This window comes from Klebsiella sp. PCX (genome assembly GCF_021869705.1).
In the GTDB taxonomy this organism is placed as follows: domain Bacteria; phylum Pseudomonadota; class Gammaproteobacteria; order Enterobacterales; family Enterobacteriaceae; genus Klebsiella; species Klebsiella quasipneumoniae.
Genome location: NZ_CP091527.1, coordinates 967,539 through 979,212, shown reverse-complemented (window position 1 = coordinate 979,212; position 11,674 = coordinate 967,539). Strand labels below are relative to the sequence as shown.

The window sequence follows — 11,674 nt, the reverse complement described above, 5'->3', positions numbered from 1 at the left end:
CAATCGCAGCAACCTGTTTCATCCTGCTGAAATTGCTTAAATGACTATGATATAGTTCCCTTGCTAAACAGAGTTTATCTTCGTAGGCTTAAACTTGCATCCCACGGTTGAGTCAGAACGCTGACAGGAGGGCATGTGGACCACTATTGTGAGTTAATACGCAAGCGGTATGCGGAAATAGCCAGCGGAGACTTAGGGTATATCCCGGATGCGCTGGGTTGCGTGTTGAAAGTATTAAATGAGATTGCGGCGGATGAGGCCCTTTCGGAGTCAGTCAGGGAAAAGGCCGCTTATGCGGCAGCAAACTTACTGGTGAGCGATTATGTCAATGAATGATACTTATCAACCCATTAACTGCGATGATTACGACAACCTGGAGCTGGCCTGCCAGCATCACCTGGTGCTGACGCTGGCGCTGAAGGATGGCGAACAGCTGCAGGCGAAGGCCAGCGATCTAATCTCGCGTAAAAATATCGAGTATCTGGTGGTCGAACTCGCCGGCAACGTCCGCGAGCTGCGCCTGGATAAAATCGCCAGCTTCAGTCACCCGGAAATCGGCACCGTGGTGGTGAGCGAATCCTGAATCAAAACGGGCTTAACCGCCCGTTTTCCTCCATGTCAGACTGACTCCTTCCCCGTCTTTGACTTCACCTTCGTGGGTCACAAACAGATCGTCCGCTGCGGCAATCGGCGTTTCACCGTAAAACAGCAGCGGCGTGGTGTCTCGTCGCCACGGAGCAACGCCCAGCTCCTGCCAGATCTTCTTTAGCTTTCGGCCGCCATGACGCCCGACGATATGCAGATTGCCGCTGGCGCGAAAGCGGACGGTGATCGGCTCATCCGCCGAGGGCGGGCGCAGCCTGCCGCCCGGCTGCAGCATCAGCTCGCCGAGACCGTCCGCCAGCCGCAGCGGCTGGCGCCAGTCGGGCCAGTGCTGGACGCTATCCGCCTGCCCGGGTACATATCTCACCCAGTACAAGCGCTGCTGAAAACGACGGACGGTAAATTCCCCCAACCGCAGGCAGGGGCTGGCATCTTCCCGCGCCAGCGCCACCTCGTGCCAGAGGCGCTCCGGCACCTCGCGGGCCGGCATCGGCGCCCGCTGCCCGGCGAGCCAGCGACGCAGCAGCGCCGCGCGGCGGGGAGAACTCATCGACGTCAGTGGTGCGATAGCCAGCGACCCGTCTTCGGCCACCAGCGACGCGAGCTCCGCCGCCAGTATCTCGTCCAGCAGTTGCTCCTGCTCGGCGCACAGACTGGCGCTGCGGGCGACGGCCTCGCTAAAGTGCGGCCAGCGCTCGCGCAGCAGCGGGATCACCCGCAGGCGCAGAAAGTTGCGGTCATAGGTATCGTCCTGATTACTCTCATCTTCAATCCACGACAACTGATGGGCGAGCGCCCACTGGCGTAGCGATTCGCGGGTTTCATTGAGGAGAGGACGCAGTAGTCGGCTGTCGGCAAAGGCAGAGGATGGCGCCATCGCCGACAGACCAGTAGGACCGCTGCCGCGTTTTAACGCCAGCAACAGCGTTTCGCACTGGTCATCCTGGTGCTGGGCGGTCACTAACACCTCGCCGGCATTGAGCGTATCCTGAAAGGCCTGATAGCGCGCCGCACGGGCATGGGCCTCGACGCCCAGGCCGCCCCGGGCTAACGTCACGCGATGCACCACCAACGGCACCTGCCACTGCTGGCAAATCTGCCGACAGTGCGCCACCCAGTCGTCTGCGTGGGCGCTAAGGCCGTGGTGAACATGCACCGCCCGCAGCGTCAGCGAGGGATCCTGTTCCCGCAGCAGCACCAGCTGATGCAGAAGAACCGTCGAGTCCAGACCGCCGCTGAAGGCCACCAGCAGCTGGCGATGGGGATGAAGCGTATGCGCAATGTCAGCCGTCATAACCACAAACATACCAAGAAGTGATGGCCCGGCACGTTACCGGGCCAGGGTCGCGCTGGCAAGGTTTACTGCTGATATATTTCCAGCGGCAGGTCGTCCGGATCGCTAAAGAAGGTAAAGCGTTTACCGGTAAAGGGATCGACGCGAATCGCTTCGCACTCCACGCCATGCGCAGTCAAATGCGCTACCGCAGCGTCGATATCATCCACGCTAAAGGCCAGATGACGCAGCCCGCAGGCTTCCGGACGACTGGGGCGGGCCGGCGGAAACGGGAACGAGAACAGCTCAATCACATACTCGCCGTTGAGCGCCAGATCGCCTTTCCAGGAGTCACGCTCGGCGCGATAAAACTCGCTTTGCAGCGTAAACCCCAGAGTATCGCAATAGAACGCTTTACTGCGGGCGTAGTCGGTCGCAATGATGGCAATATGGTGAACCCGTTTCAAACCCAGCATGGTCAAACTCCTTCTGTTAAGCCAGCCACGTTACTCGTGCGCGCCGTTAACGCGCAAGCCTTTCGTCATTTTTTAAGACTCGTACCCGATAAACGCCGTCCTCATCGCGCTTCGCGCCGTGAATATCGGTCTCAAACCCCGGGTAATGACGTCCTATGGAGCAGAGCATCAGCAGGAAGTCGAGCACCGCCCGGCTCTCCTCCGTGATCATCTCTCCTGGCATCAGCAGCGGTACCCCCGGCGGATAAGGGAGGATCATGTTGGCCGAAATCCGGCCCACCAGGTTCTCCAGTTCAATAGTTTCCACCTCACCTTTAATCTGGCGCTGCCAGGCATGATGCGGCGTCATTTTCATTTCCGGCAGGACGTCAAAGGCGCTGAGCATCAGCTGCGGCAGCTGGTGCTGGCGGATCAAGCGGTGGATCCCCTGCGCCAGATCCTGGATCCGCATATTGCGGTAGAAGTCGGGATCTTCGGCGTACAGATCCGGCAGCATATTCTTCACCCGCAGATTGAGATCGTAGGCACGCTTAAACTCGGTCAGGCCGCGCAGCAGCCCCATCGCCCGGGTTTTATCGATACCGATGCTAAAGAGGAACAGCAGGTTGTAGGGGCCCGTTTTCTCTACCACCACGCCCCGCTCGTCGAGGAACTTCGCCACCAGCGCCGCCGGGATCCCCTCTTCATCCATATTCCCCTGCTCGTCCATGCCCGGCGTTAGAATGGTGACCTTCACCGGATCGAGATACATATGATCCGCATCGGCATCTTTGAAACCGTGCCAGTCTTCGCCCGGTGCCACCGGCCAGCACTCGGCTTTATCCACCGCTTCCGGCTGCCAGATATCAAAGAACCAGCCGTCCGACTCTTCGCGCAGTCGCTGCACCTCTTTGCGGAAGTCCAGCGCCCGCTCAATGGAGCGCTGGATCAGGCGCTTACCGGAGTTACCGCGCAGCATCGCCGCCGCGGTCTCAATCGACGCGACGATGGGGTAGCTCGGCGATGTAGAGGTATGCATCATAAAGGCTTCATTAAAGGTCTCTTCATCATAGTTGCCCTTAATGTGGATCAACGAGGCCTGCGACAGCGCGGCCAGCATCTTATGCGTCGACTGCGTCTCGAAGATGACTTTACCGGGGATCCGCTCACCGCTCATGCCGCTTTTCCCCTGATATATCGGATGGAAATGGGTATACGGCACCCAGGCGGAATCGAAATGGATCGACGGGACGTCGAGCGTCTCTTTAAGCCAGGTGGTGTTGTAGAGCAGGCCATCGTAGGTGGAGTTGGTGATCACCGCATGCACGGGCCACTGCGCCCCGCCCGTGTCGCGCACTTTCTGCTGAATACTGTCGCGGGTAAACTCGCGCCGGGGGATACCGCCGAGGATCCCCAGCGCGTTGCGGGTCGGCTTCAGCCACAGGGGAACCACATCGCTCATCATCAGCAGGTGGGCCAGCGATTTGTGACAGTTACGGTCAATCAGCAGCGTGCTGCCGGCGGGCGCCGAGTACATGCCGACAATTTTATTGGACGTTGAGGTACCGTTGGTCACCATATAGCTTTGCTCGGCGCCAAAGGCGCGAGCGATATACTCCTCCGCCTCCAGATGCGGGCCGGTATGATCCAGCAGGGAGCCCAGCTCGGTGACCGAAATCGAGACATCCGCCTTCAGCGTATTCCCGCCAAAAAAGTCATAGAACAGGCAGCCCACTGGGCTTTTCTGATAGGCGCTGCCGCCCATATGACCCGGCGTACAAAAGGTATATTTACCCTCCTGCACATAGTTAAACAGCGCGCGGGTAAACGGCGGGGTGATATTGTCCAGGTACTCGCGGGTATACTGCCCGATGCGGGTGGCGATCTCTTCGGAGAGTCCCAGCGCATATTCGAAGAACCACAGCGTCATGCGCAGATCCTGACTGCTGACATCCATCGTCGAGTGGGCGTTAATAAAGGCGTACAGAGGCAGATATTCATTGAGCTGATTGATATCGCTGCACAGATCGACGCTGTACTCATCCCAGTCGAAGATCACGCCGCAGATGCGCGGGTTGTGCTCGATAAACTGCAGCAGGTCGGCGCTGTTTTGCGGCCAGATGGTCTGAAAGCCCTGGCGCTGCAGCGCCGCCTCCAGTTCTTTGATCGGCTCGTCTTTGTGATAGACGCCGTGAGGCCCCATGATGGCGATGATATTCACGCTTTCCTCCTGGTATTCACCTAAGTCCAGCATCATAGCAATCCCCTGGGCGCATCGCACATAAAAAAAGGGCCGGAAAATCCGGCCCTTAGTCTTTTGCGCTAGCGGAATACTTAGGCGTAACCGTAGCTCATCAGACGTTGATAGCGGCGGTTAAGCAGCTCTTCTTCGCTGAGAAGATCGAGATCGGCCAGGTCCGCCAGCAGCTGCGCTTTCAGGTTTGCCGCCATCGCTTCCGGGTTGCGGTGGGCGCCGCCCAGCGGTTCCGGAACGATAGAATCGATCAGCTTCAGCTCTTTCAGACGCGGGGCGATAATACCCATCGCTTCAGCAGCCAGCGGCGCTTTATCCGCACTCTTCCACAGAATGGAGGCACAGCCCTCCGGCGAAATCACCGAATAGGTGCTGTACTGCAGCATGTTGACCTTGTCGCCCACGCCGATAGCCAGCGCGCCGCCGGAGCCGCCTTCGCCGATCACGGTGCAGATCACCGGCACGCTCAGACGCGACATTTCACGTAGATTGCGAGCGATCGCTTCCGACTGGCCGCGCTCTTCCGCGCCAACGCCCGGGTAGGCGCCCGGGGTGTCGATGAAGGTGATGATCGGCATTTTAAACCGCTCAGCCATCTCCATCAGGCGCAGCGCTTTGCGGTAGCCTTCCGGGGCCGGCATACCAAAGTTGCGACGAATTTTTTCTTTGGTTTCGCGACCTTTCTGATGGCCAATGATCATCACCGGACGACCATCAAGACGCGCAATACCGCCGACAATCGCTTTATCGTCAGCGTAGGCACGGTCACCGGCCAGTTCGTCAAACTCGTCGAACGCCAGGCGGACATAATCCAGGGTGTAAGGACGGCGCGGGTGGCGCGCCAGTTGCGCAACCTGCCATGCACCGAGATCGGAGAAGATTTTGCGCGTCAGCTCTACGCTTTTCTCGCGCAGACGATGCACTTCTTCGTCGATGTTAATATCCAGTTTCTCATCCTGACGGCTTACCGCAGTCAGGGAATCGATTTTCGCTTCCAGCTCTGCAATCGGCTGTTCAAAATCTAGGAAATTCAGACTCATAGTATTCCTGTATTAGTCAAACTCCAGTTCCACCTGCTCCGAGCCGATAAGGCCACGCAGATCGTTGAGTAAACGATCGCTCGGAGAGACGCGCCATGTTGCGCCGAAACGCAACCGCGCGCGTGCATCCGCCCTCTGATAGTAGAGGTGCACTGGAATGGTTCCCGAACGGTGGGGTTCCAGAGACTGACGGAGTCGGTTTAAAAGCTGGTCATCAATTTGCCTGTCCGTCAGCGAGATAGCAAGCCCGCGAGCATATTTTTCCCGGGCTTCGTCAATGTCCATGACTTCACGGGCGGTCATTTTAAGCCCCCCGCTAAAGTCATCAAAGCTGACCTGTCCGCTGACGATAAGTATGCGGTCTTTTTCCAGCAACTGCTGATATTTATCCAGCGCGTCGGTGAATAACATCACTTCCAGCCGCCCGGAACGGTCATCCAGGGTACAGATGCCGATACGATTGCCGCGCTTGGTGACCATTACCCGCGCCGCAATCACCAGCCCCGCCGCCGTGGTCACTTTTCCACGATCGGTCGGATGCATGTCTTTGAGCCTCACGCCGCCGACGTAGCGCTCAATCTCTTTAAGATACTGGTTAATCGGGTGCCCGGTCAGGTACAGCCCCAGGGTCTCCCTTTCACCATCCAGCACCACCTGCTCAGGCCACGGCTGGCAGCTGGCGTAGGACTGTTCAATCTGCTCAGGCTCTTCCGCCAGTACGCCGAACATATCAGCCTGGCCGATGGCCTCGGCTTTGGCGTGCTGGTCGGCGGCTTTCAGCGCATCGCCCAGCGAATTCATCAGCGCCGCACGGTGCGGACCGAGACGATCGAACGCCCCGGACATAATCAGCTTTTCCAGCACGCGACGGTTGAGCTTTTTAATATCGGTCCGCGCGCAGAGGTCGAACAGCTCGCGGAAATAACCGCCGTTGTTGCGCGCCTCAATGATCGCTTCGATCGGCCCTTCGCCGACGCCCTTGATGGCGCCGATACCGTAGACGATCTCGCCGTCGTCGTTGACGTGGAAATGGTACAGGCCGGAGTTAATATCCGGCGGCAAAATTTTCAGCCCCATCCGCCAGCACTCGTCCACCAGGCCAACGACCTTCTCGGTGTTATCCATATCGGCGGTCATTACCGCCGCCATAAACTCAGCCGGATAGTGCGCCTTAAGCCATAGCGTCTGGTAAGAAACCAGCGCGTACGCGGCGGAGTGCGATTTGTTAAACCCGTAACCGGCGAATTTCTCCACCAGGTCAAAGATTTTCATCGCCAGTTCGCCGTCAATGCCGTTTTTCTTCGCCCCATCCTCAAAGATAGAACGCTGCTTGGCCATCTCCTCCGGCTTTTTCTTACCCATCGCGCGACGCAGCATATCCGCGCCGCCGAGGGTATACCCGGACAGCACCTGGGCAATCTGCATGACCTGTTCCTGATACAGGATGATGCCGTAGGTCGGCTCCAGCACCGGTTTCAGGCTTTCATGCTGCCACTGCACGTCCGGATACGAGATCTCTTCTCGGCCGTGCTTACGGTCGATAAAGTTATCTACCATCCCCGACTGCAGCGGGCCCGGGCGGAACAGGGCCACCAGAGCGATCATATCTTCGAAGCAGTCCGGCTGCAGGCGTTTAATCAGATCTTTCATGCCGCGCGATTCAAGCTGGAAGACCGCAGTGGTTTCCGAGCGCTGCAGCATGTCGAAGCTTTTCTTGTCATCCAGCGGGATGGCGGCGATATCCAGCGGCCCTTCACCGTTCTTCTCACGGCGCTTATTAATCATCTCCAGCGCCCAGTTAATGATAGTGAGCGTACGCAGACCGAGGAAGTCGAATTTCACCAGCCCGGCGTATTCCACGTCGTTCTTGTCAAACTGGGTAACCGGATGCAGCCCCTGCTCATCGCAATACAGCGGGGCGAAGTCGGTGATCTTGGTCGGTGCGATAACCACGCCGCCCGCATGCTTACCGGCGTTTCGCGTCACCCCTTCCAGCTTACGCGCCATGTCGATCAGCGCTTTCACTTCTTCGTCCGCCTCGTAGATCTCCGGCAGCTGCGGCTCGGCCTCGAAGGCTTTCGCCAGCGTCATGCCCGGATCGGGCGGCACCAGCTTGGAGATGCGGTCGACAAAGCCGTACGGGTGACCCAGCACGCGGCCCACATCCCGGATGACCGCTTTCGCCGCCATGGTACCGAAGGTGATGATCTGCGATACCGCGTCGCGGCCATACATATCCGCCACGTGCTCGATAACCTGGTCGCGTTTCTCCATGCAGAAGTCGACGTCAAAGTCGGGCATTGAGACACGCTCTGGGTTAAGGAAACGTTCGAACAGCAGGTCGAACTCCAGCGGGTCGAGATCGGTGATCTTCAGCGCGTAGGCCACCAGCGAACCGGCGCCGGAACCGCGGCCCGGGCCGACCGGCACACCGTTATCCTTCGACCACTGGATAAACTCCATCACGATCAGGAAGTAGCCGGGGAAGCCCATCTGGTTGATCACCTGCAGCTCGATATCCAGACGCTCGTCGTATTCCGGCCGGCGCTTCGCGCGCAGTTCCGGATCCGGGAAGAGGAATTCCAGCCGCTCCTCCAGACCTTCTTTCGATTTCATCACCAGGAAATCTTCCGTGGTCATATCGCCGGTCGGGAACTGCGGCAGGAAATATTCGCCAAGCCGCACGGTGACGTTGCAGCGCTTGGCAATTTCAACGCTGTTTGCCAGCGCTTCCGGAATATCGGCGAACAGCTCGCACATCTCTTCCTCGCTGCGCATATATTGCTGCGGCGAGTAGTTGCGCGGCCGTTTCGGGTCGTCGAGGGTGAAGCCGTCGTGAATAGCGACGCGGATTTCATGGGCGTCAAAGTCGCCAGTGTCGAGGAAGCGGACATCGTTGGTCGCCACCACCGGCAGACCACGCGCTTCCGCCAGCGCCACGGCGGCATGAAGATAACTCTCTTCATCCTGACGACCGGTGCGGATCAGCTCCAGAAAATAGCGATCCGGGAAATGCTCTTCATAGAAGGCGACGCACTGCTCAACCAGCGGCATGTTGCCGCGGATCAGGCTGACGCCGACGTCGCCTTTACGGCCGCCGGAGAGCAGAATCAGCCCTTCCTGATGTTCCACCAGCCAGTCGCGATCGATCCACGGCCCCAGGGCGCCGTAGCCGCGCTGATAGGCGCGGGAAATCAGCAGAGTCAGGTTCTGGTAGCCGGTGTTATTCGCCGCCAGCACGGTCAGCTCGGTAAATTCGTCGCCGAGCAGGTCGCACTGCACGTGGAAATCGGCGCCGACGATCGGCTTAATCCCCGCGCCGTGTCCCGTCCCGTAGAACTTCACCAGCCCACAGAGATTGGTGAAATCAGTGATCGCCAGCGCTGGCATGCCAAGCGAGGCCGCCTTTTTGACCAGCGGCCCGGTCTTTGCCAGCCCATCGATCATGGAATAGTCGCTGTGCACCCGCAGGTGTACGAAACGTGGTTCAGCCATCTTTAGATCCCGGTGACTTAGTTGGACGCCAGGCCCAGGGCACGCTTCACCGGGCCAAAACTGCGCCGGTGATGCTCTGTTGCGCCGTGTTCCTGCAGCTTCTGCAGGTGAACAGCGGTGGGATAGCCTTTATGCTGGGCAAATCCGTAGTGGGGAAATGCGAGGTCCAGCGTGGCCATTTCGGCGTCACGAGTGACTTTTGCCAGAATAGACGCTGCGCTGATTTCTGCCACCCGGCTGTCGCCTTTGACTACTGCCAGAGAGGGCATCGGTAGCGATGGGCAGCGGTTGCCATCGATCAGAACAAACTCGGGTACAATGCTCAGGCCGGCGACGGCGCGCTGCATCGCCAGCATAGTGGCATGCAGGATATTCAGCTCATCGATTTCGTGCGGCTCGGCGCGTCCCAGGCTCCAGCACAGCGCTTTCTCTTTAATCTCATCGAACAGCGCCAGACGACGCTTCTCGCTGAGTTTTTTGGAATCATTCAGACCCACAATCGGCTTCGCCGGATCGAGGATCACCGCCGCGGTCACCACCGCGCCAACCAGGGGGCCACGCCCGACCTCATCGACGCCGGCAACCAGATGGGTATGCGGATAGACGAACTCCATCATTGTTTTGCTAACTCCAGTACGGCATCCGCCGCCTGCTCATCGGCGTTGCAGCGGATCTGCTGATGCAGCGCGCGGAATGTCTCATGCATCTCATGACTGGTTTTGCCATCGGCCAGCAGCGGCTGCAGAGCGGCAGCCAGCGCCTCCGGCTCGCACTCATCCTGCAGCAGCTCTTTAACCAGCTCGCGCCCGGCCAGCAGGTTCGGCAACGAGACGTAGTCGGTTTTAACCAACCGCTTCGCCAGCCAGAAGGTGAACGGCTTCATGCGATAGCCAACCACCATCGGGCATTTCGCCAGCATACACTCCAGCGCCGCCGTCCCGGAGGCCAGCAGCGCGGCGTCGCTGGCGATCATCGCATCGCGCGCCTGACCGTCCAGCATATGGACGATCATATCCGGCGCCGTTTCAGCTTTAATTCGCTCAAACTGCTCCCGCCGTTTGGCATTAACCAGCGGCACCACCACCTGCAGATCGGGATAGCTAGCCCGCAGAAGCTGAGCGGTTTTCAGAAAGTCCGCGCTGAGCATTTCGACTTCTGCGCCGCGGCTGCCGGGCAACAGCGCCAGGCAACGCACGTCGTGCGGGATCCCTAACCGATCGCGCGCGGCGCCTTTGTCAGGATCCAGCGGCATCGCATCCGCCATGGTATGGCCGATAAAACGGCAGGGAACGTTAAATTTGTCATAAAACGCTTTTTCGAAAGGCAGAAAGGCCAGCACCAGATCGGTGGATCTGCCGATTTTGAAAACGCGTTTTTGTCGCCAGGCCCAGACCGACGGGCTGACGTAGTGAATGGTTTTGATGCCCTGCTTTTTCAGATTCCCTTCGAGGGTAATATTGAAATCAGGGGCGTCGATGCCGACGAAGACGTCGGGACGCAGCTCGCCGAAGCGGCAGGTCAAATCGGCGCGAATATGGAGTAAGCGACGCAGGCGACCGAGCACTTCAACAATACCCATCACCGCCAGCTCTTCCATTTCGTACCAGGCTTCACACCCTTCCGCCTGCATCAGCGGTCCCGCCACGCCGACAAAGCGCGCATTCGGGATGCGTGCTTTGAGGGCGCGGATGAGGCCGGCGCCAAGAATATCGCCGGAGGTTTCTCCGGCGACCAGGGCAATCGTCAGGGGACGCTGTTCAGTCATTAACGAATCAAGCCGCGGGTAGAGCGGGCGAAGAAATCGACAAACGGCTGAACTTCAGGATGCTGAGTCGCCAGTTCGGCGATCTCCGGCTTGGCTTCTTCCAGCGTCTTGCCGCTGCGGTACAGCAGTTTATACGCGTTGCGGATCGCGGTAATCGCTTCCCGGCTGAAGCCGCGGCGTTTCAGGCCTTCGATATTGACGCCGAATGGCGTCGCATGGTTGCCCTGGGCAATCACGAACGGCGGAACGTCCTGCGCCACGCCGGAGCAGCCGCCAACCATAACATGTGAGCCAATGACGCAGAACTGGTGCACCGCGGTCATGCCGCCGATAATGACATAATCATCCAGCGAAACATGGCCCGCGAGCGTCGCGTTATTGGCCAGGATGCAGCGATCGCCAAGCGTACAATCGTGCGCCACGTGGGCGTTGATCATCAGCAGGTTATCGTTGCCCACCTTTGTTAATCCACCGCCCTGTACTGTGCCGCGATGAATGGTGACGCTTTCGCGAATGCGGTTGCGATCGCCAATTTCCACCCGGGTCGGTTCGCCAGCATATTTCAGATCCTGGTTAACTTCGCCGATGGAAGCGAACTGATAGATCTCATTGTCACGGCCGATTTTGGTGTGGCCATTAACGACAACGTGAGACTTCAGTACGGTGCCTTCGCCGATTTCGACGTTGGCGCCAACAATACAAAACGGACCAATGTGGACGTTAGCGCCAATCACGGCGCCTTCTTCTACAATGGCGGTAGGATGAACAAAAGCGGTTTTATCAATCACG

The 11,674-nt window shown here is 58.8% G+C and carries 10 protein-coding genes; 2 read left to right on the top strand and 8 right to left on the bottom strand.

Annotation, left to right across the window (positions count from 1 at the left end):
* Positions 1-135 precede the first annotated feature (135 nt).
* Both GQR96_RS04500 and rof read left to right on the top strand, forming a co-directional pair.
* Positions 136-336, top strand: a complete 201-nt coding sequence (locus tag GQR96_RS04500) for a YaeP family protein (protein ID WP_002889429.1) — start codon at positions 136-138, stop codon at positions 334-336.
* On the top strand, positions 323-583 hold the full coding sequence (rof, locus tag GQR96_RS04495) for a Rho-binding antiterminator (protein ID WP_002889424.1): 261 nt from the start codon (positions 323-325) through the stop codon (positions 581-583). The genes GQR96_RS04500 and rof overlap by 14 nt, the downstream gene beginning before the upstream one ends.
* Before the next feature lie 12 nt (positions 584-595).
* Here the strand turns inward: rof and tilS are convergent, their stop codons facing one another.
* The 8 genes from tilS to lpxA form a co-directional block, all read right to left on the bottom strand.
* Positions 596-1,909, bottom strand: coding sequence for a tRNA lysidine(34) synthetase TilS (gene tilS, locus GQR96_RS04490; RefSeq protein WP_065904258.1), 1,314 nt, complete (start codon positions 1,907-1,909; stop codon positions 596-598).
* Between the two features lie 53 nt (positions 1,910-1,962).
* Positions 1,963-2,352 (bottom strand): VOC family protein, encoded by a 390-nt coding sequence (locus tag GQR96_RS04485; RefSeq protein ID WP_004204463.1) that lies wholly within the window; start codon positions 2,350-2,352, stop codon positions 1,963-1,965.
* A gap of 46 nt (positions 2,353-2,398) precedes the next feature.
* A complete protein-coding gene (locus GQR96_RS04480) occupies positions 2,399-4,552 on the bottom strand; it encodes a lysine decarboxylase LdcC (RefSeq protein WP_004204462.1) in 2,154 nt (717 codons plus the stop codon).
* Positions 4,553-4,665: 113 nt separating this feature from the next.
* Complete coding sequence (gene accA, locus GQR96_RS04475) at positions 4,666-5,625, bottom strand: acetyl-CoA carboxylase carboxyl transferase subunit alpha (protein WP_004204460.1); 960 nt, start codon at positions 5,623-5,625, stop codon at positions 4,666-4,668.
* 12 nt (positions 5,626-5,637) lie between these two features.
* Positions 5,638-9,120, bottom strand: coding sequence for a DNA polymerase III subunit alpha (dnaE, locus tag GQR96_RS04470; protein ID WP_069734360.1), 3,483 nt, complete (start codon positions 9,118-9,120; stop codon positions 5,638-5,640).
* 17 nt (positions 9,121-9,137) lie between these two features.
* Positions 9,138-9,737, bottom strand: coding sequence for a ribonuclease HII (gene rnhB, locus GQR96_RS04465; protein WP_004204458.1), 600 nt, complete (start codon positions 9,735-9,737; stop codon positions 9,138-9,140).
* Complete coding sequence (lpxB, locus tag GQR96_RS04460; protein WP_065904254.1) at positions 9,734-10,885, bottom strand: lipid-A-disaccharide synthase; 1,152 nt, start codon at positions 10,883-10,885, stop codon at positions 9,734-9,736. Before lpxB ends, rnhB begins: the two co-directional genes overlap by 4 nt.
* Entirely contained in the window at positions 10,885-11,673 is a 789-nt protein-coding gene (gene lpxA / locus GQR96_RS04455; protein WP_004204455.1) for an acyl-ACP--UDP-N-acetylglucosamine O-acyltransferase, read from the bottom strand. The genes lpxB and lpxA overlap by 1 nt, the downstream gene beginning before the upstream one ends.
* Position 11,674: the final 1 nt, after the last annotated feature.